This is a genomic window from Micromonospora aurantiaca ATCC 27029, from assembly GCF_000145235.1.
Taxonomy (GTDB): domain Bacteria; phylum Actinomycetota; class Actinomycetes; order Mycobacteriales; family Micromonosporaceae; genus Micromonospora; species Micromonospora aurantiaca.
Map to the genome: position 1 here is coordinate 4,393,064 of NC_014391.1, position 23,932 is coordinate 4,416,995.

At 75.8% G+C, this 23,932-nt stretch carries 5 protein-coding genes; all 5 read right to left on the reverse strand.

What is annotated here, in order from left to right; translation table 11 throughout:
- Window positions 1–141: 141 nt before the first annotated feature.
- Genes MICAU_RS19350 through MICAU_RS19370 form a run of 5 tightly spaced genes read right to left on the reverse strand, consistent with a single transcriptional unit; the run spans window position 142 to window position 23,924 of the window.
- Window positions 142–1,335 carry an alpha/beta fold hydrolase gene (locus MICAU_RS19350; RefSeq protein ID WP_013287039.1) on the reverse strand — a complete coding sequence of 398 codons (1,194 nt, stop codon included), beginning with the start codon at window positions 1,333–1,335 and terminating at the stop codon, window positions 142–144.
- Window positions 1,332–2,567, reverse strand: coding sequence for a hydroxymethylglutaryl-CoA synthase family protein (locus MICAU_RS19355; protein WP_013287040.1), 1,236 nt, complete (start codon window positions 2,565–2,567; stop codon window positions 1,332–1,334). Before MICAU_RS19355 ends, MICAU_RS19350 begins: the two co-directional genes overlap by 4 nt.
- On the reverse strand, window positions 2,564–2,812 hold the full coding sequence (locus MICAU_RS19360) for an acyl carrier protein (protein ID WP_013287041.1): 249 nt from the start codon (window positions 2,810–2,812) through the stop codon (window positions 2,564–2,566). Before MICAU_RS19360 ends, MICAU_RS19355 begins: the two co-directional genes overlap by 4 nt.
- Window positions 2,809–3,744: an LnmK family bifunctional acyltransferase/decarboxylase gene (locus MICAU_RS19365; protein ID WP_013287042.1), complete on the reverse strand. Its 936-nt coding sequence runs from the start codon at window positions 3,742–3,744 to the stop codon at window positions 2,809–2,811. The genes MICAU_RS19360 and MICAU_RS19365 overlap by 4 nt, the downstream gene beginning before the upstream one ends.
- A complete protein-coding gene (locus MICAU_RS19370) occupies window positions 3,741–23,924 on the reverse strand; it encodes an SDR family NAD(P)-dependent oxidoreductase (RefSeq protein ID WP_013287043.1) in 20,184 nt (6,727 codons plus the stop codon). Before MICAU_RS19370 ends, MICAU_RS19365 begins: the two co-directional genes overlap by 4 nt.
- Between the last annotated feature and the right edge of the window lie 8 nt (window positions 23,925–23,932).

A 23,932-nucleotide genomic window follows, 5' to 3' on the forward strand; every position in this document is an offset into this window, starting at 1 on the left:
GGGGCGGGGGTCCGGCAGCCGGACCCCCGCCCCCGTGTCACCGGGTTCAGTTCAGCGCGGGCGCGCACGGGGCGACGGTGCTGGCCTTGATGGACTCCAGCTTGCGCACCGGGAGCGACTTCTTGGGCGCGGTCTCCTTGGTCATGGGAACACCTCCTCTCCACCTCTCGTCGGGACGGGGGGCACCCGCCGGCCGGCTTCGGCGGGAGATCGTGTGCCGAGGGCGTCGTCGCCGGCGACGAATCGCGCGGCGAGGTCGACGAGGCTCTCCTCGGCGTGGAACAGCGACAGGTGGTCGCCGTGCTCGGCGACGTGCAGGACGGACCCGGCGATCCGGGCGGCCACGGCCCGCGACCCGGCGGGGTGCGCCGTGTGGTCGTCCTCGCTGGTGACGACGAGCGTGCGCGTGGTCAGCCCGGCGAGGTACGGGCGCAGGTCCGTGCCCATGATCGCGCCGTTGAGCCGGCAGTACCGGCGCAGCAGCTCCGGCGTCGCGTACGGGTACGTGACCAGGTGCGCCAGCCGTGGCGGGGCGACGCCGAGCATGGTGTTGGTGAGCACCGCGTGCACCGCCGCGGCCTGCTGCGGGCTGCGGGCGGCCATCGCCATCAGGGCCTGCAGGTTCTGCTGGTGGTCGGTTTTCGGGCTCTCGTCGCCGAGGTCGAAGTCGCCGTGCCAGAGGCTCAGCGACGACACCCGCTCCGGCGCCCGCGCGGCCGCGACGACCGCGAGCACCGCGCCGCCGCACAGGCCGATCAGGTGCGCGCGGCGCAGCCCGAACCGGTCCAGCACCGCGAGGAGGTCGTCGGCCTGGGCCACCACGCCGGTGTCGGCGGAGAATCCGTCCACGTCCGCGAACAGGCCCCGCGTCTCGGGGACGAGCACGTGGAAGTCGCGGGACAGCCGGCCGGCCCAGCCCTCGGCGAGCCGGGCGGGCATCCCGCACGCGGACACCATCAGCACCGGCGGCCGGTCCGGGTCGCCGGCGGCGTACGTGGGCAGCACCACCCCGTCGCCGGTACGCACGTCGGTGCGCCGGAAGCGGCAGGTGAAGTCCTGTTCGCGCGCCTCGGCGACCACGCGCGGCTCGTCCGCCGGCGGCGGTGCCGGGTTCGCGTCGAGGTCCAGCAGGTCGCTCACCACCCGCTCGAAGGGGCCGAGGTCGGCGGCGTCGGTCACCGGCGTCGGTGCCGGCACGTCCAGCCGGTCGCACAGCCGGGCCAGCGCGGCCGCGGTGGCCGGGTCGGCGCACCGCACCCGTACCGGTGGCGGCAGCACCCGCAGCAGCGGACCCGCCGCCAGCAGCGCGGCGGCCAGATCCCGCCCCGGCGTCACGCGCCTGCTCCGATCCACTCGTAGCTGCGGTGGTAGGCGCGGACGCCGGTGCAGGCGAGCAGTGTGCGCGCACCGGCCACCCGGTCCAGCACCTCGGCGTACCGCCCCGGGTCGATCCGCTTGTCCGCCACCGGCACCAGGCAGTCGGCGTTGTCGGCGAGGATCCGCTTGTACTCGTCGAACGTCAGCTCGCACCGGCCGGCGAGGTGCTCGCCGATGCGCATCCGGCCGACCTCGGCGGTGGACCGGCCGTCGACCAGGCCGCTGTAGAACTCGGCGGCGCAGCCCGAGCCGTACGAGTACATCCCGACGCGTACCGGGTCGTCGGGCCGCAGGTGGTCGATCAGGCTGGCCAGGGCCAGGTAGACCGAGCCGGAGCAGAGGTTGCCGACCAGCCGCGGGTACTCCAGGCCGGGCGCGACCCGGCGGGCGAAGTCCGCGTCGGCGTCGGGCAGCCGGTGCTCGCGGGCGAGCTTGCGGTGCGCCGCGCGGACGATGCCCGCGAACGGCGTGTGCATGGCCAGCCCGGCGAACGTGGTGGCGAAGTCGACGTCCGCCACCTTCTCCGCGTAGTGCGCGTAGGCGTTCGTCAGGCAGTCCAGGTAGGCGAACAGCGAGCGGTCGGCGTCGGCGACGTCGAACGTCGGGCCCGGCCGGGCCGAGTCGAACGTCTCGTAGCTGTGCGTCCCGAACGCCCCGAGGTCCACGTCGAGCACCCGCGGGTCGTCGCCGAGCAGCACCGCGGCGGCGCCGGTGCCCATCGCCGGCTCGGTGTACGAGGCGTTCTCGTTCACCAGTGACACGTCCGTCGCGATCACCAGCGCCTTGGCGCCCGGTGACAGGCCGGCGGCGAGGTAGCCGCAGGCGAGCTGGAGCGCCCCGGTCGCGGCGTAGCAGGCCTGTTTCACCTCCAGCATCCGGCAGCGGCGGCTCAGCCCGAGGTGCCGGTGCACGTACGAGGCGATTGACTTGCTCAGGTCCAGGCCGGACTCGCTGGAGGTCACCAGCAGTTCGATCCGGTCGCGGTCGGCCTCGTCCATCGCGTCGAGGATCGGCTTGGCGGCGTTCACCGCATGCGTGACCGGATCCTCGAACGGCAGCGCGACCGACTTCGCGGTCATCATCAGGTTGCCGAGGCGGGCCGCGTCCAGACCGCGCCCCTCGAACAGGACCGGCACCGCGACGGAGGCCACCCCGCAGTACACGTTCAGGGCCTCGATGCCCACGTTCATGCCGTCACCTCGCAGAGGTACGCGACCAGGTGGTCGATGTCGGGCAGGTCGCTGAAGCTGCCGAGGGGCTCGTCGACGCCGAGCCGCTCACGGAGGGCCAGGATGATCTCGACCCGGTCGATCGAGTCGGCGCCCAGGTCGCGCAGGTGCGCGTCCCCCGGGATCCGGTCGCCGGGGACCGCCGGCAGGATCTCGGCGATCACCTCGTGGACCACCCGCCGGACCGCTTCGTCGCTGGGGCTCACGTCGTTCCCTCCGTCCGGGTCTGCGAAAGGGCCACCGCGAGCGGCCGTCCGGTGTCGCGGTCGGCGAGCACCACCCGGACCGTCTCGTCGGCGCCGGGCACGTCGCCGCCCGGCCGCCGGGACACCCGCACCCGCAGCACCGCGCCCACGTCGGCGTTGCCGAGGTAGCTCATCCGCTGATCCAGCACGATCCGCCGGAGGAAGCCGGCGTCGGTGCCGCCGCGGTGCCGCCACAGCCGCAGCGACGCCCAGTCCACGATGGAGAAGTAGGACGCGAAGTAGAGCAGTCCCACCCCGTTGAGGTCGCGGCTCGGATCGACCGGGTAGTCCAGCGCCAGCCGGTCCAGCGGGTCGGACGGGTCGGGCTCGGCGCCGAGGGCGCGCAGTTCGGCGTACGCGCGCCGGGGCGAGTGCCGCGCGGGCAGCACGGGCAGGTGCCCGTGCCGGAACCCCGGTGGGGACGCGCTGCGCAGGTCGCCGTTGCCGCCGGACGGGCCGCGCACCACCCAGCGGTTGAAGTTCTGCGCGTACAGGCATCCCGGGTCGGGGTGGGCGTAGAACTCGTCCGGGTCGACGACGCGTCCCGGCCGGTCGCCGCGCCGGATCTCGTGCAGCGTCAGCACCGACTCGCTGCCGGAGGCGAAGGACCGCGAGTCCACCCGCAGCACGTCGCCGAAGGTCATGCCGCGCACGTGCAGGTCCGCGCCGCCGCGCAGGTGGATGTAGTGGAACGCCAGGTAGGTCGGCATCCCGTCGGCGTCGCGGGCGGTGTAGACGTTGGTGTCGCAGAGCGCGCTGACGGTGTCCCAGGTCCAGTCGCCGACCTGGCCGACGAACAGCGACCCCGGCCCGCACATGCCGGGCCGCACCACAGTCGTACGGGTCGTCGCGTCGGGACCGAGCAGTTCCAGCTCGGGAGTCAGGACGTTCACGACCCCTCCCCTCCGGCGCCGCGCAGGAAGTCGGTCAGGATCCGGTTGCACTCCCGAGGGCTGGTCAGATACGGGAAGTGGCCGGCGTCGGCGATCTCCTCGTAGCGGGCGCCCCTGATGCCCTGGTGCAGCAGCCGCGCCGTCTCCGACGGGATGACTGTGTCGTGCCGGCCCTGCACCACGAGCGCCGGCAGGTCCAGCTCGCCCAGCCGGTCGCGGAGGTCCGGCCGGGCCGCGAACACGTCGAGGTAACGCAGCCCGGTCTGGGGGTCCATGCTCTCGCAGCGCAGCAGCAGCGCCTCCACGGCGGCCCGCTCGTGCCGCAGCCGGTCCGCGCCGGACCCCTCGATCGTGCGGTCGAGGTCCTGGGCGGCCACGACGGCCAGCCGGTTGATCTCACCGACCCGGTTGCCGATCTTGTAGGAGCTGCCGAGCAGGATCAGCGAGGCGGTGTCCTCCGGATGATTCAGGGCGAACGTGAGCGCGACCAGGCCGCCGAACGACGCGCCTGCGACGTGGACCGGGCCGTCGACCCCGATCTCCCGCAGCACCCGCAGTTCGAGGGCGGCGATCCCGTCCAGGGTGAGGTCGGCCGAGGCGGTGCTCGCCCCGACGCCGGGGTGGTGGACGCTGATCACCTGGTACCGCCCGGCCAGCGCCTCGAACTGGCGCGCGAAGACGCCCGCGCCGATGTTGAACGGGTGCGCGAGCAGCAGCGGCGGGCCGTCGCCGGCGGTGAAGACCTCCACCTGGGCGCCGGCCACCGGCACCACCCGTCGGCGTACGGCCGGCTGGTGTTCCCGCAGCACGCTGCCGTTGTCGTCGGCCGGCGCCTGGTCGCGCAGCGCCTGCCGGACGTCCTCGGGCACCCGGTCGGCGGGCTGGTAGACCGCCCGGGCCGCCTCCCCGGCCGTGCGGACCCCGCCGGTGACCAGTTCGGGCATCTCTCCCGGTGCGGCGGCGAGCGCGGCGACGGCGGCCACCACCGCCTCGGCGTCGTCGGGCCCGAAGCCGACCGGCACTGCCAGCCGGACGGTGCCGGCGAGCGGCCCTCCGATCGCCAGGTGCGGCGCGCCCCGGACTCCGGCGCCGGCGTAGAGCCAGGCCAGCCCGGACATCGTGGGGTGCTCCTGACCGGCCAGGCCGGGCATCCGGGCGAGGTCGAGCAGGACACAGTGGGCGCCGTCGACGTCCACGACCGGCAGGCCGGCCGCCCGCAGGCCGTCGCGGAGCACCGCGACCGCGGCGACGCGCCGCCGGACCAGTTCCGTGACGCCCCGGCGGTCCGCGAGGGCGGCCCGCAGCGTCATCCGGGTGGCCCGGTCCACCTCGGAGCCGCGCCGCGCCACGTGCTCGCGCAGCCGCGCCGCCAGTTCCGGGTCGCGGGTGGCGACCAGGCCGCCCGCTGTGACGCCGAAGTCCTTGGACAGGCTGAGCGTCGCCGTGTCGGCGACGGCGAGCAGGTCCCGCACCACCGCCCAGGGATCCCCGCCGGGGCCGGCGAGCGCGACGGCGTTGTCGACGACGCGGCTGGCGTCCAGGACGAGCGGCACCCCGTGCGCGGCGGTGACGCGGCGCAGCTCCCGGAGGGCGTCGGGTTCGACGGGTACGCCACCGGCGGCGTTGTTGGCCGCCTCCGCCACCACGAACGACACCGACCCGGCGGGCCGGCGGGTCAGCTCCGCCGCGAACGCCTCGATCGTCTCCGGGTCGAGCCGGCCCACCCCAACGGCGACCGGTTCGTAGCCGAGGTCGGCGAGCGTCGACAGCCAGGTCGGGAAGGCCGCCGCGTGCAGCACGACGCCGCGCGGGCCGGGGTGGCAGCGGCACAGCAGTTCCTCGGCCGTCCGCCCGGACCGGGTCGGCACCACCTCGGGCATGGGCAGCCAGTCGTGCGCGGTGAGCTCCGGCGGGCCGGACCGTTCGGCGAGCAGCCGCGTCCGGGCGGCGACGAAGCCGTCCGCCCGCTCCGCCCAGGAGTCGGTGAGCAGGTCGAAGGGGACCAGCTCGGTCGGCAGGGCGAGCGCGTTGTACCCGTGCGCGGCCAGCAGATCCGTACGTCCCGGCCGCAGCGCCGGGTCCGGCGGCGGGCCCGCGTCCTCCGGCGGCGCGGCGTTGTGCGACGGCACGGCGGCGTCCGGCGGCACGATGGCGTGCGGCGGCGGTGCGGCGTTCAGCGGCGCGGGATCGGCGGGGGCGCCGTCCACGAGGTCTGGATTGGCGATCATCAGGATGATGTCGGTGACCGACGTACGGTCGCCGGTCGCCGGCTGGCACAGGTAGATCGGCGTGTTCTCGGGCCGGAACTTGTTCTTGAACTGGAAGTTGCCCGGCCCGAAGACGCCCACCGAGTGCAGCTCCGCCAGCGCGTCCGCCACCGCCGGGTCGGCGTTCGGCGACTCGGTGATGGCGACGCCGAAGCTCGCCCCGAAGCTGAACGACGTGCAGCCCTCGGCGGCGGTCACCTCGATGATCCGGACGATCGCCCACTCCAGGCCACCGGCGGGCATCTCGTCGGCGTAGAACTCCAGATCGAGCAGGTATCCCCGCTCGGACGGGATCCGGGTGACGATGACCGCGTTGACGAGAACGTCGTCCACACGGGTGAGGAAGACCCGGTGCCGGGGGTCGAGCGTGCCGCCGCCGATCTCCTCCCGGACCACGCCGACGTACGGGTTCACCATCTGCTTGCGGCGACCCCAGGAGTCGATCAGACCGACGATCTGCCGGTCGGTCTCCGGCGACGCGCCGGCCTGATACTCCTCGATCCGGCAGTCACCGGCCCGCTCGAACCGGTGCAGGAGGCTGCGCAGGCGCTGCATCCGGCCGCCCCGTACGGTGAACGAGGCCAGGTCCGTCAGGCGCTGCACCGCCCCGAACGGGGTCGCGGTGACCGGTTCCCCGGCGACCTCGGTCAGGTGGGCCAGGGACAGGAAGTTGGGCCGCAGGCCGTTGCGCCGTGCCCACGCGATCCACTCCGCGACGAGGTCGTGGAAGTGGTCGTGGTGCCCGACGAAGCTCCAGGCGAACACGTCGTCGCCGCGGACCGAGAAGTTGACGTAGCCGGCCCGCGCCGAGTCGACGAACGCGTACGGTGCGATGTCCCGTCCGGCCAGCCCGCCCTCCTTGGCGTGGCGGCGGTCGAGGTCGGCCAGGAGGTCACGCAGCGCCGGGCGGCCGGGCAGGGTCCGCTTGCGGACGACTACCGGCTCGCCGTCGACCTCGGCGCCGCTCTCGATCGTCCGGCCGGTGGCCCGTGGACCGGTGCCCGTCTCGGTCCGGACGCCGGTCCCGGCGGACCGCCCGGCCAGGAACGCGGTGAGGTCGGGCATCGTGGGGTGGTCGAACAGCAGGGTCTTAGGCAGCGCGCCGTAGCGCTGTTCCAGGGCGCCGACGACCCGCAGCATGTCGAACGAGGTGAGGCCGCTGTCGGCGAACGTCCGGCCGGGCTCGACGGCACGCTCCAGCACCCCGGTCACGATCTCCTCGACGCCGTCTCCGGCCGGTGTGACCGGGCGTGATGCCTGCGTACCGGCGGCCACGAGCGCCGCCACCGCCTCGACCGTGTCGTGCTCGTACAGGTCGGCGGCGGTGATCTCCACGTCGAACGTCGCCACCACCAGCCGGGCCAGCTCCATCCGGAAGATCGAGTCGAGGCCGAGGTCGGCGAACGCCCGGTCGGCGGTGATCTCCGTACGGTCGGCGCCGAGCACCCGCGCCACACAGTCCCGTACCGCCTCGGCCACCTCCGCGGGCGCGGGCCCCTGGGCGACGGCGGCGGCCGGCCGCTCGGGGGCGGCCGGTAGCGCGGCGGCGGGTGGCGCGGCAGCAGCGGGACCGGCTCCGGCCGGGTGGGCGGCCGGTCGGGCCGGGCGGGCGAGCACGCCCACCGGGGCCGCGCCGTTCGACGCGGGTCCGCCGTTCACCGCTCCCGCGTCGGCGGCCGTGCGCCGGACCGCGCCGTTCCTGCGCAACGCCGACGGATCACGCAGCACGATCCGGTCGGCGGCGGTGCGCCGGACCGGGGCGGGCGGCTCCGCCGGAACACGCGGGGCGGGCAGCTCGGCCGGGGCGGGCCGGGAGGGTGCGGCGGCGCGGGCCGGGCCCTCGTCGAACCAGAACGGCCGGGCCTCCAGCGGCGGGGCGGGGACGGAGATCCGGGCCGGCCGGTGGTCCCAGGTCGCCGCCCAGTCGACGTCGCCGCCGGCCAGCCAGGTCTCGGTCTCCGCATCGAGGCGGGGCGGCGCCTCGCCGCGCAGCACCGCCACCGCCTCGGCGGCGTCGGCGACCACCGCGGCGAACCGGTGGGCCAGGGCCTCCCGTCCCACCTGGAGCGTGTACGTGGCACGGGCCATGTCGGTGCTCTCCGCGAGGTGGTCCGCGACCCGGCGCCGGTACTCCGCCAGCGCCGCGGGACCGGACGCGGACAGCACCAGGCGCCAGGGGCCCGACGCCGGGGACGCCGGCAGCGGCGGCGGCGACTGCACGACCACGTGGGCGTTGGTGCCGCCGAAGCCGAACGAGCTGACCCCGGCGACCCGGTCGCCGGTCCACGGCACGTCGTGGTCCAGCACTGTGAACGGGGTGCCGTCCAGCCGCAGGTACGGGTTGCGCCGGTGCTGGTGCAGCGTGCGCGGCAGCCGTTCGTGCCGCAGGCTCAGCAGCACCTTGAGCAGCCCGGCGATGCCGGCCGCGGCCTCCAGGTGGCCGATGTTCGTCTTCACCGTCCCGACCGCGATCGTGGCGTCCACGCCCTCGAACGCCTTCTTCAGCCCTTCGATCTCGATCGGGTCGCCGAGCCGGGTGCCGGTGCCGTGGGCCTCGATGTAGCTGACGCTCGCCGGGTCGACGCCGCCGGCCCGGTACGCCCGGCTGACGACCTGCGCCTGCGCCTGCGGGTTCGGGGCGGTCAGCGACGGCCCGCGGCCGGCGTGGTTCACCGCGCTGCCCCGGATGACGGCGATCACCTGGTCCCCGTCGGCGACCGCCGCACGCAGCGGCTTGAGCAACACGACGCCGCAGCCCTCGCCGCGGCCGTACCCGTCGGCGGAGGCGTCGAACGTCTTGCACCGGCCGTCGGCGCTGAGCATGCCCGAGGACTGGAACGCCACGAACAGGCCGGGGCTCAGCAGCACGTTCACCCCACCGGCGAGCGCCGTCGCGCACTCCCCGGCCAGCAGCGCCCGTACCGCGCGGTGCACCGCGACGAGGGAGCTGGAGCAGGCGGTGTCGACGGCCTCGCTGGGGCCGCGCAGGTCCAGCAGGTAGGAGACCCGGTTGGCCAGGATGCAGTCGGCGAGGCCGCTGGCGGTGTGGGCCTCGACCGGCACGTCGTGCGCGCGGAGCAGGTCGTCGTAGTCGCAGGCGGACACGCCGACGAAGATCCCGGTGTCGGTGCCGGCGAGGTCCGCCGGCCGGTATCCCGCGTCGGCGACGGCCTGCCAGGCGGTCTGGAGGAACAACCGCTGCTGCGGGTCCATCAGCACGGCCTCGCGCGGCGCGATGCCGAACAGGTCGGCGTCGAACGAGCGTACGTCGTCGAGGAAACCGGCGCGGACACCGGCGGTGGCCGGGTCGCCGAGCAGGTCGGTGCGGTCGGCCGGGACCGCGCGGACGAGGTCGTCGCCGGCGGCGAGGTGCCGCCAGAAGGCGTCGAGGTCCGGCGAGCCGGGCAGTACCCCGGCCATTCCCACCACGGCGACCGCGTCGGCCGGCAGGTCCGCCGAGGGCTCGGCGGCCTCCGCCGCGGGCCGGGCCGCCGTGAGCCCGGCGTCCACGGTGGCCGGGGCCGGCCGGGCCGGGAGTACGGTGCGCAGGTACGCGCCGAAGGCGGCGAGCGTGGGGTGCTCGTAGAGGACTGTGGGCAGCAGGTCGACGCCGAAGCGCTCGTTCGTCTCGTTCACCAGCCCGGTCAGCGAGATGGAGTCGAAGCCCAGGTCGAGCAGTTGGATGTCCGGGTCGACCTCGTCCGGTTCGACGAGCAGGAACCCGGCGGCGAGCGCACGCAGCTCCGCGTCCAGGTCCAGCTCCGGGTCCGGAACACCGGCCGGGGCCTCCGGCGCGACGTCCGCCGGGCGCTGCACCGCCACCACCGGTTCGGTGCCCGACACGACGCGGTCGAACGCCCGTACCGCGTCGGCCGTCGGCAGCGGGGCACTCCCCCAGCGCCGCGCGAACAACCGGCGGGTGGCGTCGTCGACGGCCATCCCACCGTCGGCCCACAGCGGCCAGCAGACGGACACCGTGCCGGGCCGGCCTGCGGCGAACTCGTCCAGGAACGCGTTGGCGTACGCGTAGTCGACCTGCCCGAGGTTGCCGGTGCGTCCGGCGATCGACGAGCACAGCGCGAGGAACTCCAGCGGTTCCGTGCCGAGCGCGTCCACCAGGTGCCGCAGGCCGAACACCTTCGGGGCCAGCACCGCGTCGACGGCGGCGTCCGGCTTCGTCAGGGCGCGGGCGTCGTCGTGCACGCCCGCGGCGTGAATCACCCCGTCGATGCGCCCGTAGCGGCGGCGGATCTCGGCCACGGCGCTGCGCACGTCGGACTCGACAGTCACGTCCGCGCGGACGAACGCGAAGGCGTCGTCGGTCGGCGCGGTCCGGCCGACCAGCACCACCGCCGAGGGCGTACGGGTCGCGGCGAGGTGCGCGGCGAGGTGCCGGCCGACGGCGCCGGTGCCGCCGACCACGACGTACACGCCGCCGGTGCGCCGGACGGCCGGGCCGGGCCGGAACGGCACCATCCGGCGTACCTCACGGACGCCGCCGGTCCAGCGGATGTCGTCGACCCGCTGCTCCGGCGGCCCGGAGACGTGCCACAGGTCCGCCTCGGCGGTCACACCACCCCGGACCACCACCCCGGAGAAGCCGCTGTGCTCCAGCGCGAGCGTGCGCAGCGCCGCCGTCACGGCGGTGTACGCGGGCCGCTCGTCCGGGCAGCCGACGACGATCCGCAGCGGCGCGGCCGGATCCGGGGTGAGCACCTCGACGGCGGCCCGCAGGACGGTGTGCAGGCTCTCGCGCACCTCGTCGGCGAGCCCGCCGGCACGGGCCGGCAGGTGCACCACGATCACGTCCGGGTCGGCCTGGTCGTGGCGGCCGCCGAACGTCGGGCCCTCGCCGATCACCCGGATGCGGGCCGGCGGTCGCCCACCCTCCGGCGGCGGCTCGGCCCGCCACTGCGGCCGCAGGTACACGCACGGGTCGCTCTCGGGCACGCCGGTCTCCCGCGCCGCCACGTCCGGCACGACGCTCCCCGGCACGACAATCTGCGGCACCGCCGCCTCGGGCACGACGGTCTCCCGCACCGCCGCCTCGGGCGCGGCGGTCTCCGGCGCCGTCGCCTCCGGCACCGCCAGGCCCGGCAGCACGGCGGTCCGGCCGTCGGCGGTCAGGTCACCCTCCGGTACGGACGGCGGCGCCGGCCGTGCGGTACCGGTCGGCTCGGGCAGCCACAGCCGCTGCCTGTCGAACGGGTACGGCGGCAGCGGCACCCGTCCCGGCCGTACCGGCCACCGGCCCGCCCAGTCGACCGGGACGCCGCGTACCCACAGCTTCGCCGACTGGTCGAGCCGGCCGCGGCGCAGCAGGTCGGCGGCGATCTCGGCGCCGCCGTCGCCGTCGAACAGCGGATCGGTGCCGGCGGTTCCGGTAATGACCTCGCCGGCTCGCAGCCGGCGGACCAGCTCGTCGATGTCGGACACGACGACGGCGAGCCGGTTGTCGAACTCCGCCCGCCCGACCTGGGTGCTGTACGCGAGCTGGTCGAGGCGCGGGCGCGTCCGCTCGGCCAGGTCGGCGAGGTCGGCCGTGAGCGTCCGCAGCTGCTCCGGGGTCCGCGCCGACAGCACCACGACGTGCGGCCCCGGCTGGACGGGCGCGGGCGGCGGCGCGGGATGCTCCCGGACCACGAGGTGCGCGTTCGCGCCGCCCGCCCCGAACGAGCTGACCCCGGCGCGCCGCGGCGCGGTCCACGGCTGTGCGCTCGTCGGCAGGAGGAACGACCCGGACAGGTCGATGCGGGAGTTGACAGTGGACAGGTTCGCGCAGGGCGCGATCGTGCCGTGCGCGAGTTGCAGCAGCACCTTCGTCAGGCCGGCGATGCCGGCGGCGCCTTCGAGGTGACCGATGTTGGCCTTGACCGAGCCGACCGGGATCCGCCGGCCGTCCGGCAGCGCGTTACCGAGCGCCCGGCCGAGACCGGCGATCTCGATCGGGTCGCCGAGAGCCGTGCCGGTGCCGTGCGCCTCCAGATAGCCGACGTCGCCGGGTGTCACCCCGGCCGCGGCGAGCGCCCGGACCACCAGGTCGGCCTGCGCGGTGGGGTTGGGGACGGTGTAGCCGGCGGTCCTGCCGCCCGCGTTGACGAAGCCGCCCTCGATGACGCCCCAGATCCGGTCGCCGTCGCGCAGGGCCGCGGACAGGGGTTTGAGCAGTACCGCGCCGACGCCCTCGCCGGGCACGAACCCGTCGGCGCGCTCGTCGAAGACCTTGCAGGCGCCGTCGGCCGACAACATGGTCATCGACGACAGCGCGATCAGGTGCGCCGGGTGCAGGACCAGGTTGACGCCACCGGCGACGGCCGCCGAACACTCCCCGCGGCGCAGGCTCTCACAGGCCAGGTGGACCGCCGTCAACGAGGAGGAGCAGGCCGAGTCGACGGCGAAGCTCGGCCCGGTCAGGTCGAGCGTGTACGACACCCGGTTGGCGATCGACCAGTACGCCGAGTGCCCGTCGGTGTAGCGGCCCTCCGGCCAGCCCTGCGCGGCGGCGATGCGGCCGTACGAGCCGTACATGGTGCCGACGAAGACGCCGGTGTCGCGCGGCAGGGCTCCGCCGAGGGCGCCCGCGTCCTCCAGCATCAGCCAGACGGTCTCCAGGAACAGCCGCTCCTGCGGGTCCATCGCGGCCGCGTCCTTCGGCAGGATGCCGAAGAAGCCGGGGTCGAACCGGTCGACGTCGGTGAGGAACCCGGCCCACCGGCTGTACGTGTGCCCCGGCCGGCCGCGGCGCGGGTCGAAGTGCTCGCGCCAGTCCCACCGCTCCGGCGGCACCTCCGTGATCGAGGTGGTGCCGGTGACCAGGTTCTGCCAGAACCGCTCCAGGTCCGGCGCGCCCGGATAGCGGCCGGACAGGCCGACGACAGCTATCGCGTCCGCGTCGCCCCGGGCGGCGGAGGCCGAGGTGACCGAGGTGACCGAGGTGACCGGGGCGGCCGGGGCGGCCGGGAACGCCGGGACGGCCGGTCGCTCCGGTTCCGCCGGGTGGACCGGCGCCGGCACGGCGTCCACCGCCGCGACGCCGAGCGTGGCGGCGAGCGGGCCCGGCCGTTCCCGGGCCAGGTGGTCGGCGAGCTGCTCGATCGTCAGGTGCTCGAACAGCAGGGTGGCCGGCAGGTCGCCGAGGTCGGCCGAGAACCGGCGTACGAGGTGCTGGCTGACCAGCGAGTCGACGCCGAAGTTGTCGAACGTGACGTCGTCGTCGAGCTGGTCGGGGCGGTACTTGAGGACCTCCGCGAAGACCGCGCGGACGTAGTCCCGGGCGGCGCGGGCCGGCACCCGGTCCACCGGCGCCGCACCGGCCGTCGCCACGAGCACGCACTGCTCCTGCTCGTCGTCGGGGACACCGGGCATGCCGAGGATCCGGCCGGTCAGGCCCGCCTCGGCGAGCGCCGCGCGCCACCCGGCCGGCGACAGCAGCGGGGAGTGCGGCAGCCGCCGCCGGGCGTCGGTGAACCGCCACCAGCCCGGCAGGAGGCCGAACGTCGCGGTGAGGAAGTCGGAGGCGCGGGTGACCTCGTTGAGCAGCAGCACACCGCCGGGGCGCAGCAGGGATCGGGCATGGCGCAGGCTGTGGACCACGTCCGCGGTGGCGTGCAGCACGTTCGTGGCGAGCACGACGTCGTACGAGCCGGCCTCGAAGCCCTGCCCGGCCGGTTCCCGTTCGATGTCGAGGACGCCGAACCGCAGGCCCGGATGGCGTCCGCCGAAGCGGTCCTCGGCCTCGCGGAGGAACGCGGTCGACAGGTCGGTGAAGTCGTACCGGACGCCCGGGCAGGCGTCGAGGACGAACGCCGAGCCCGCGCCGGTGCCGGCGCCGATCTCCAGCACCCGGCCCGGGCGGCCGTCCGTCCGTCCGAGCGCAGCGGCGGCCTGCGCCGCCACCAGGCGGTGGTAGAAGTCCGCGGCCTGCTGCCCCTGGTAGACGGCGGCGACCAGGTCGGTGCTGCCGCCGGGGAAGAGCACCTCGGTCGGTGAGGTCCGGCCGTCCAGGACGCCGGGCAGGGCGTCGACGCACCGGGCCAGCAACGCGACGTGCGGGGCGAGGTCGGGGTGCCGGGCGAGCACGGCAGCGGTGGACAGGCCGGCCGGGGGCGCGGACACGGCCGCGGCGACGGCGGCCGCCAGCGGCCCGGAGGCCGGCACCTGACGGTCCCGGAGCCGGTCGCGCAGCAGGTCGCGGGCCAGCCCGTCGAGGGTACGGAAGGCCGCGCTGGACCGGTCCAGCGACGGGTCGGTGTCCCCGGCGGCGGTGCCGTCCGTCGAGGGTGGTGCCGCGAGCGCGGTGACGGCGTCGTCGGCGGGCGCCGACGGGTGGACGCCGAGTGCGGCGAGCCCGTCCCTCGTGCCCTTGAGGACAGCCACCTGTGGGTGCGGGCCGGCGAGGATCCGCTCCAGCGCCGCGACGCCCTCGGCCGGCTCGATGGAGCCGATGCCCAGCGTCGCGAACCGGGCCGCGTACCCGGGGTCGGCGACCACGCCGACGCTGCCCCACCAGCCCCAGTTGACCACGCGTACCGGTTGTCCCCGGCGGTGCAGCGCCAGCCCGTACGCGTCCTCGAACGTGCTCGCGGCGGCGTAGTTGGCCTGCCCCGGGGCCGGAGCGAACGACAGCGCCGAGGAGAACAGCGCGAGGAAGTCCAGCGGCTCGCCGGCCAGCGCGTCGGCGAGCACACCGACACCGGCGACCTTCGGCCGCAGCACCTCGGTGAACGCCGCCTCGTCCATCGCGGACAGGGCACGGTCACGGAGCACGACCGCGGCGTGGAACGCGCCGTCGACGGGCCCGAACCGCTGTCGAGCCTCGGCCACCGCGCGGCGGACCGCGACGGCGTCGGTGACGTCGGCACGCAGGTAGACGGCCTGTCCGCCCAGCGCCTCGATCTGCGCCACCAGGGACCGGATGCGCTCGTCCTCCGGGGACCGGCCGAGCCACACGAGCCGGGCACGGCGGGTCCGGGCGAGGTGACGGCTGACTTCGAACCCGATGCCGCCGGTGCCGCCGACGACGAGGTAGACACCGCCGTCGCGCAGCGGCGCCACGCCTGCCGGCCCGGCCACCGGCTCCAGTCGGCGGACCAGGCGGCGGTCACCACGCAGCGCGACGAGTCGGTCGGTGCCGTCCTCGCGGCGGATCGCGTCGGCCGGGGTGACGTCGCCGGGACCGGCGTCGACACAGGTGACCCGCCACTGCGGATACTCGGCCGCGATCGCGCTCGCCAGCCCGGCCAGGCCGGCGGCGTGCGGGTGGACCGGCTCGCCGGGCAGGCCGGCCACCCCGGACACGACGAATGTGAGCGTCAGCGGTCCCCGGTCCGCGCCCAGGTCGAGCAGGCGGCGCAGCAGGCGGAACGCCTCGGGCGTCGCGGAGTCGTCCTGCGGCGGGGCGGCCGGGTCGGCCGTGCGGGCGAGCACGTACACCGTGTCGTACCGGCCGGTGGGCAGCTCGCCGAGCGGCAGCGTGTCGTCGGCGCCGAGGGCGGCGGCGAGCGCGGCGTCGGCGGGGCCGTGCACGGCGAGGGCCCGCCCGGCAGGCGGTTGGCCGGAGGGCGCACCGGCCGGCCGCCAGGCCGGGACGTACAGCAGGTCCTCCGGCGGCGCCGTCACGACCGGCCGGCTCTCGGCCGATGCGGCGCCGGACGCCATGTAGGGGCGCAGCGTCACACCGTCGAGCCGGGCCCGGACGTCACCGGTCAGGTCGGTGAGGACCACGTCGAACCGTCCGCCGTCCCGGCGTACCACGTGGACGCGGGCGGTCGTCGGCAGCCGGTCCGCGACGAAGACCGACTCGACGGCGAACGGGACGAGCATCCGGTCGGCGGGATCGACCAGCCCGGCGACCGCCTGCAACGCCCCGTCGAGCAGCTGGACGTCGCTGTCGGGGCCGGTGGCGAGCATGCCGAGCGCCTCACCGGCGCCCAGCCGCAGCTCCGTCAGCACCCGGAAGGACGGCCCGTAGCGCAGACCGGCCCGGGCGAATCCCGCGTACAGGTCGTCGACCGGACGGCGGACGGGGCAGCGGGCCTCGACTGACGGCAGGTCCACCCGCTCCGGCGGTGCCGGGTCGGGGGCGCGGCGGGTGGCGACGGCGTGCGGTGTTCCCCCGACGGTGAGGGTGATCCGGTCGTCCCGGGTGACGACAGCCGTCACCGGCTCGGTGACCACGACGGGCCGCAGCCAGGTCACGTCGGCGGCGCGGGCGGTCCCGCCGGCGGTGGCCTGGTGCAGGAACGCCGCGCCGGGCAGGACCGGGACGCCGTGCAGCGTGTGGTCGGCCACCAGCGGGTCGGCCGGGGTGAGGGCCGTCTCCCGCCGGTCGCGGCCGGTCCAAAAACGGTCGCGGTCGAAGGGGTACGTGGGCAGCGGGATGCGACGCCCGGCCGGCATCGCCGTCCAGTCCACGTCCGCGCCGGCCACCCAGCGCTCGGCGAGGGCGACCAGGTCGGCCGGCGCGTCGGGCGCGGGCGGCCCGCCGGCGAGCTGCCGGACCAGGTCGGCGGTGTCGGCGGCGACGAACGCGGCCCGGACCGCCAGGTGCGCCCGGCCCCGCGCGAGGGTCGCGGCGACGTCGTGGACGTCGGCCGGTTCGGTACGCAGGCGCCGGGCCAGCCGGTCCGTCAGGTCGCGCAGCGCGGACGCGGTACGGGCCGAGACGGGTACCACCACCGGCCCGGTGCCGGTGCCCGCCGTCGCGGCCGGCGCCTCGGCCACCACGAGATGGCAGTTGGTGCCGCTGAAGCCGAACGAGCTGACGCCGGCGACCAGCCGGTCGTCGTGCCACCCGGTGAGTTCGCGCACCACCGGCAGCCCGGGGATCGCCTCGGTGGCGTGCGGGGTCGGTGGCAACTGCCGGTGCCGCAGGCTGAGCAGCACCTTGATCAGGCCGGCCACGCCGGCGGCCATCGTGGTGTGACCGATGTTCGCCTTGACCGAGCCGATCCGGCAGTGCGGGCCGACGACCTGGGCCAGCGCCTTGACCTCGATCGGGTCGCCGAGCGCGGTGCCGGTGCCGTGCGTCTCGACGTACCCGACCTCGACGCCCGCCCGGGCGTGGACCTCACGCAGCAGACGGACCTGGGAGACCGCGCTCGGCGCGGTGATGCCGTTGGTACGGCCGTCGCCGTTCACGCCGCCGGCGAGGATGACGCCGTGGACGTGGTCGCCGTCGGCGAGCGCCCGGTCCAGCCGCTTGAGGACGACCACGCCGACGCCCTCGCCGAGCACGATGCCGTCGGCGGCGGCGTCGAACGGCAGGCACCGGCCGGTCGGCGACAGCATCCCCGTCTGGCTGGTCCAGACCTGCATCTGCGGCGTGCACATCACCGCGACGCCGCCGGCCAGCGCCGTGTCGCAGTCGCCCGAGCGCAGGCTCTCGCAGGCCAGGTGCACCGCCGTCAACGACGACGAGCACGCGGTGTCGATCGCCATCGTGGGCCCGGTCAGGTCGAGCAGGTACGCGATCCGGGCCGGCAGGATCGAGCTGGCCCCGCCGAGGAACGCCTCGCTGCTGTCGCTGCGTCCGTGCCGCTCCAGCAGCCGGGGATAGTCGCCCGCGCCGCAGCCGACGAAGACGCCGCACCGCATCGGCCGCCCGGCGTACCCGGCGTTCTCCAGTGCCGCCCACGCCTGCTCCAGGAAGATCCGCTGCTGCGGGTCCATCGCCTCGGCTTCGAGCGGTGAGATGCGGAACAGCCCGGCGTCGAACGCGTCCACGTCGTCCAGCAGCGCCGCCCACCGGCTGCGGGTGCGGCCGGGTGCGGCCGGGTCCGGGTCGTAGAGTCCCGTCAGGTCCCAGCGGTCGGACGGCACCTCCCGGATGGCGGACCGGCCGGCGGCGAGGTTGTCCCAGAACGTGTCGAGGTCCGGGGCGCCCGGGAATCGTCCGGCCATCCCGATCACCGCGATCGCAGTCGACGGGTCCGCGCCCGGCGACGCCGCGTCCGAGGCCGGTGTCCCGGCCGGTGCGGATGACGACGCCGGTGCCGGTGTCGCCGCCGGTGCCGGCTCTCGGTGGGAAGGCGACGCGGGCGGTGGGCGGACGGCGAACGTCAGCGGCGGGGGCTCCGGGGCCGTGGCGGGGGCGGCCCCGGACGGCGGGGCAGTCCCGGGCGCCGCGCCGGGCGCGGTCAGGACCAGTGGCGGCGGGCCCGCGGCGGCCGGCGAGGCGACAGCCGGCGCGGTGACAGCGGCCGCAGCGGGCGCGGCCACCTCGGCGACGGCCGGCGTAGCGGCCTCGGTGACAGCGGGCGCGGGTGCGGCGGGCCCGGGCACCTTGGCCGGGACCGGTTCGTCCACGACGGACGGCTCCGGGGGCGCGGTGGCCTGGGCGCGCAGGGAGGCGGACTCGGCCAGGTTGCGCAGCACCGCCTGGGCGAGATCGGGCACTGTGGGGTGGTCGTACACGGCTGCCGAGTCCAGGTCGGTGCCGAACCGGCGGTTGAGGTCCCGCACCAGCTCGACGGCGCCGATGGAGTCCAGTCCCAGGTCGGCGAAGGTGCGGGACGGCAGCACCTCGTCCGGGCGCAGGTACAGCAGGGCGCCCACGATCTCCGTCACCGCGTCGCCCACCGCGCCGTCGTCCGGTCCGGGCTCCGGCTGCGCGGCCGGCGTCGCCCGGCTACGGAACTCGTCGACCTTGGTGAAGTGCTCCCGTACCAGGGCGGCGGACTCCGCGCCGAGGACGTTCCCGTGCATTCGGACCTCGCTGGCGATGACCTCGGGCAGCCGGTCGAGGATCCGGCCGGCGAGTTCGTTCTTGAGCGACCGGATCACCGCCGGTGGCTTGTCCGCCATGGACCGGGCCAGGTCCAGCGCGGCCGGAACGACTTCCTGCGGCGGCAGCACGGTCACGCCGGCTCCGCGCCGGCTCAGCTCGGCGCCGGTCATCGACCGTCCGGTCAGCATCATCTCGGCGGCCAGGGCGGGGCCGAGGCGTTGCTCCAGGATGTAGGTGGCGCCCATGCCCGGGGTGAAGCCGTAGCGGGTGAAGTTCGCGCTGTACACCGACGTGTCGCCGAGGACGACCACGTCGCCGTAGCAGGCGAACGCCAGTCCCCCGCCGGAGGCGTGCCCGGCGGCGGCGGTGACGACCGGCCGGGTGCAGCGCAGGATGCCCTCGTACACGAGCGCGGCGTCGGTGAACGTGCCCTCGCCCTCGGCCAGCGCCCGCAGGGCCTCGGGAGTGCCGCCCATGCTGAATACCGAGCCGTGGCCGGTGATCACCACCGCACGTACGTCGTCGCGCCGCTCGATCTCCGCGAACGTGTCCCCCAAAGCCGCGAGCAGCCCGTCGGTGAACATCGGCGCGCGCATCGACACCAGCGCGACGCCCTGGTCCAGGACACGGAACTCCAGGTCCGGCCCGTCCGGCACGACCACGTCGCCGTCGACGGCCGGTGGCGGGCTCGCGGCCACCGCGACGGCGTCGCCACCGCCGGTCCCGGCGCGGAGCGTGCCGGCGGAGCCGGCGCGAGCGGCGTCCCAGCCGCCGATCCAGCAGGGCTCCTCCGGCAGCGGGCAGGTCGGCAGCGGTACGCGGCGGGGATGCCCGTCCGGGTAGCAGGCGGACCAGTCGACCGCGCCGCCGCCGACCCAGTGCCGGGCCACCTCGTGCAGGTCACCGGCCCGGAAGGCCGCCACCGGATCGCCGGTGGCGGGCGCGCCGGTGGTCACCACGTCCCCGGTGTCCGCACCGCGGGCGAAGCGTTCCAGCGCGCTGCGCAGCGCGTCGGTGCCGGACGTCACGACGGCGATGCGGACCGCCTGCGGCGCCCGTCCCACCTGCGTCGTGTAGGCGATGTCGCGGACGCCCCGGTCCGCGGCGAGTTCGTCGAGGCGCGTCGCAACGCTCAGCCGGCCGATCGCCTCCACCCCGACCAGGTCCGCCAGCCGCGCCGGGTCGAGCCCGAGATCGCCGAGGGTCGCCGACGTTTCCAGCGCCTCCTCGGGTACGCCGAGAAGGTCGGCCACCGCCGCGGTCGGGCCGGTCGACTCCGGCAGGCCGGCCGCCATCGCGCCCGCGTACGCCCGCAGTGTCTCGGCGGTCGGCGCGGAGAGCACCACGAGCGCCGGCCCGTCCGGCGCGGGTGCGGCGGCGGGGGCGAACTCCTCGACCAGCACGTGCGCGTTGGTGCCCCCGGCGCCGAACGCGCTGACGCCGGCCCGCCGCGGTACGCCGGGCGGCGGAGTCCACGGCTCCAGCGTGCGCTGGACCCGCAGCGGCACGGCGGCGAAGTCGATGTGCGGGTTGAGTTCCTCGGCGTGCAGCGACGGCACGAGCGCGCGGTGCCGCAGTTGCAGCAGCACCTTCGTCAGGCCGGCTATCCCGGCGGCGCCCTCCAGGTGCCCGATGTTCGACTTGACCGAGCCGATCGCGCACGCCCCGGCCGGCAGGTCCGCACCGTCGAACGCCTGCCGGAGGCCCTCGACCTCGATCGGGTCGCCGAGCGCGGTGCCGGTGCCGTGGGCCTCGACGTAGCCCAGCGTGGCGGGGGCCCAGCCGGCCGAGTCCAGCGCGGCGCGGACGAGCGCGGCCTGGGAGCCGGGGCTCGGTACTGTCGCCCCGGCGGTACGTCCGGTGTGGTTCACCGACGTCGCGCGGATGACGCCGTACACGTGGTCGCCGTCGGCGAGCGCGCGCGACAGCGGCTTGAGCAGCACCGCGCCGACCCCCTCGCCGGGCACGTAGCCGGTGCCGTCCGCGCCGAACGCGCGGCACCGGCCGTCGGTGGACAACCACTGCCCCTGCGCGAGCTGGAGGTACTTCTGCGGGTGCACCGTCACGTTCACGCCGCCGGCCAGGGCGAGCGTGCACTCGCCCCGCCGGATGCTCTCGACCGCGAGGTGCACGGCCATCAGCGACGACGAGCAGGCGGTGTCGACGGCCAGGCTCGGCCCGGTCAGGTCGAAGGTGTGCGAGACGCGGTTGGCGATCGCGCAGTGCATCGCGGTCGGGGCGACGCCGTCGGTGGCCCCGCCGACGAGCTGGTAGTGGTTCCACATGACGCCCGCGTAGACGCCGACGACCTCGCCGCGCAGGGTCTCGGGCGGATGTCCGGCGTTCTCCAGGGCGTGCCAGCAGGTGGTGAGGAACAGCCGTTCCTGGGGGTCCATCCGCTCGGCGTCGCGCCGGGACACCCCGAAGAAGGTCGGCGCGAAGCGGTCGACGCCGTCGAGGAAGCCGCCCCACCGGCCGTACGTACGCCCGGGGGTGCCCTTCTCCGGGTCGAACAGCGCCGCGTGGTCCCAGCGGCCGGCGGGCACCTCGGTGATCGCGTCGACGCCGCCGGCCAGGTTGCGCCAGAACGCGTCCAGGTCGTCCGCGCCGGGGTAACGCCCGGCCACGCCGACCACCGCGACCGCGTCGTCGCCCGGCCCGCCCACGGCCGGCTCACCGACAGCCGGTCCGCCGTCGGACCCGGCAGCCGGGCGCGAGGCGGCGGTGGCCGCAGCCGCACCGGCGGCCGGCACGAGTTCCCGCAGCCGGTCCGCCTGCCCGTGCAGGACCAGCACCGCGTCGTACGGACCGCGCAGCACGTCGCGCAGGACGCCCAGCGCGGTGTCGGTGGGCATCGGCTCCTGGCCGGTGTGCTCGGTCGAGCGGCGCAGGGCGTCGGCGGGCGCGCGCATGCCGCCCTCGGCCCAGTACGGCCAGCCGATGACGACGGTCCGGCCGCGACCGCGCCGCTCGACGTGCCGCAGGCCCGCGTTGGCGTACGCGTAGGCGGCCTGACCGGGGTTGGCCACGTCGGCCGAAGCGGAGGAGAAGGCGACCAGGAAGTCGAGCGCGTCACCGGCGGTGGCGGCGTCGACGTGGCGCAGGCCGTCGAGTTTGGGGGCGGCGACGGCGGCGAGGTCGCCCGGATCGCCGCGGAAGAACAGCCCGTCCCGGGTGACGCCGGCGCAGTGCAGGACCCCGTCGATCCGGCCGAACCGCTCCCGTACACCGGTCACCGCCGCGTCCACAGCGGCGGCGTCGGTGACGTCGGCGATGGCCACGTGCACCTCGGCGCCCGCCGCGCGGCACCGGTCGACGAGCGCCGCCGCGGGCGCGGTACGCGACAGCAGGGCGATCCGGGCCCGGTGCCGCCGCGCGAGGTGCGTCGCGAGGACGGCGGCGAGACCACCGGATCCCCCGGTGATCAGATAGACGCCGCCGTCGCGGAACGGCTCCCCGCCCGTGGCCCCGGCGGCCGGGTCCACCTCGCGCCATCGCCGCACGAGACGCCGGCCGCCGACGTGGCGGACCTCCGGCTCGGCGTCGCCCGCGCGCAGCTCGGCGCGTACCGCGGTGGCGAGGTCGCGGGCGTGATCGACCTGGACGAACCGGCAGCGCAGGCCGGGGATCTCGGCGGTCACGGTACGGGCCAGCGCCGCGGTCGCCGCCTGCTCGGCGGTGGTCTCACCGGCGTGCACGACGAGCAGGTCGCGCGGTCCGGCGTCAACGAGGGCGGTGGCGGCGCGCCACAGGTCGGCGGCCGGGTCGTCGGTCAGCAGGACGACGGCGGGCGGCAGGTCAGGGGCGTCGCGGAGCCGGTCGACGGAGTCCACGTGGGCGGCGGCGAGCCCGGCGGGGAGCGCGCCGCCCACCACGAGCGCCTCCGGGGTACCGGTGCTCGGCGGCGCCGGGTCCGCGGGCACCCAGGCGTCGACGAAGGACAGCACCGTCGACTCGGGGGCGGCCGGAGCCGCGGCGGCCACCGGCGCGTCGGACGACTGAGGGACGGCCGGCGCGGCCGGGGCCTGCCCGGTGGACAGGTGCGCGGCGAGCGCGTCGATGGTGGTGTGCTCGAACAACAGCGTCGGGTAGAGCTTGCGGCCGACGAGCTGCTCGACCCGCTCGGTGAGCCGGAGCAGCGCGACCGAGTCGAAGCCGAGGTCGTAGAACCCGGTGCCGGTCGCCACCTCGGCGGGCGGCCGGCCGAGCATGTCCGCGACGGCGGCGCGCAGCGTGTCGGTGAAGCCGTTCGCGGCGCCCGGCGAGGACGCCGCGGGCTGCCCGGGCACCGTCGCCGGTGGCGCGGCGGCGGGCCGGACCGGCGCGGCGTCGGCCGACACGTCGGCGAGCAGCCGGCGTACCAGCCCGGATTCGCGGATGCGCTTGCAGGTGAGGCCGGTGAAGCCGGCCAGGAACCGGCCGTCCGCGTCGCGGATCGTGTAGTCGGTGGTGATCACGTCGCCGGACGGCGCGAGCCGTTCCGGGCGCGGCACGTGGACATGACACGTCGGCGGCAGCGGCTCGGGTGCCCGGAACTCCTGGACGAACATCGGCACGAACGGGTCGTCGGTCGGCATCCCGACCTGCCCGAACCCGGCCAGCGTCGAGGCGTCCAGCGAGGCCGGGTGCAGGTGGAACCCGGCGGCTGCGGCCCCCGGTTGCTGCTCGCGGGTCAGGTCGGCCAGGAGCGCGCCGCCGCCGATGTGCAGGGTGCCGCGGCAGCGCATCGCCGGGCCGTGGCGGATGTGCTCCCGTACCGCCCGCTGGTAGAGCACCTCCACGTCGTCGTGCCGGTCGGCGGCGGCCCGCAGCGCGGCCAGGTCGAGCGGCGGCGGGACCGGCTCGTCGGTGAGGCAGATCAGCCCGTGAGCGTTGTCGTGCCAGCCGGACACCGGGTCGTCACCGCGAAGCCAGCGGCTGCGGACGGTGAACGGACGCCCCGCGTCCTGTGGTTCGCCGATGGTGAGCACGACCTCGCGGTCGAAGCCGTCGGTGGTGACGATCGCCTCGGCGAGCACTGTGTCCCGTACGCAGAGCCGGCGGTGGTCCCAGCCGGCCGCGACGGCGGTGCGGTAGACGAGGTCGAAGAAGACGACGCCGGGAAGCACCGACACCTCGTGCAGCCGGTGGTTCCGCATGACGAAGTCGTCGTGGGTGAGCCGGAACCGGCTCTGGACGTCGGCCATCGGGAACC

Excerpts from the sequence above, each read along its gene's own strand:
- MICAU_RS19370 (WP_013287043.1), bottom strand. The coding sequence starts at position 23,924 with ATGGCCGACGTCCAGAGCCGGTTCCGGCTCACCCACGACGACTTCGTC.
- MICAU_RS19355 (WP_013287040.1), bottom strand. The coding sequence starts at position 2,567 with ATGAACGTGGGCATCGAGGCCCTGAACGTGTACTGCGGGGTGGCCTCC.